This is a genomic window from Desulfobulbus alkaliphilus (assembly GCF_016918545.1).
Lineage (GTDB): Bacteria > Desulfobacterota > Desulfobulbia > Desulfobulbales > Desulfobulbaceae > Desulfobulbus > Desulfobulbus alkaliphilus.
Genome location: NZ_JAFFQC010000338.1, coordinates 1 through 416 on the forward strand (window position 1 = coordinate 1; position 416 = coordinate 416).

At 65.1% G+C, this 416-nt stretch carries 1 pseudogene; it reads right to left on the minus strand.

Features of this window, described 5'->3' with window-relative positions:
- Positions 1-286 (minus strand): annotated as a pseudogene (gene obgE, locus JWG43_RS21050) (GTPase ObgE); the annotation flags it as partial.
- Positions 287-416 lie beyond the last annotated feature (130 nt).

The following is a 416-nucleotide window of genomic DNA, read 5'->3' on the forward strand; positions in this document are numbered from 1 at the left end:
CCTGGGTGCCGACGGGCACCTTCAGATGCACGTCTTCGCCCTTGCCGCCGTGCATCTGGCGCCCCTGGCCGTGGTGGCCGGTCTGGGCCTTGAAATGCTGCTGATAGCGATAGTCGATCAGGGTGTTCAGACCGTCGACCGCCTCGATCCAGACATCCCCGCCCTTGCCGCCGTCGCCGCCGTCCGGCCCGCCGTTCGGAATGAATTTCTCGCGTCGAAACGACACGGAGCCCGCGCCGCCGTTGCCGGAGCGGATATAGATCTTGGCCTGGTCGAGGAACTTCATCGCGGGCTTATGCCGCAGAAGCGCGGCGAATTACAGGCCCGGCGACCCGGCGCTATTTCAGCGCCAGCGTCACCGTCTTGACGTCCACATATTCGTCGATGCCGTGGATCGAGCCTTCGCGGCCATAGCC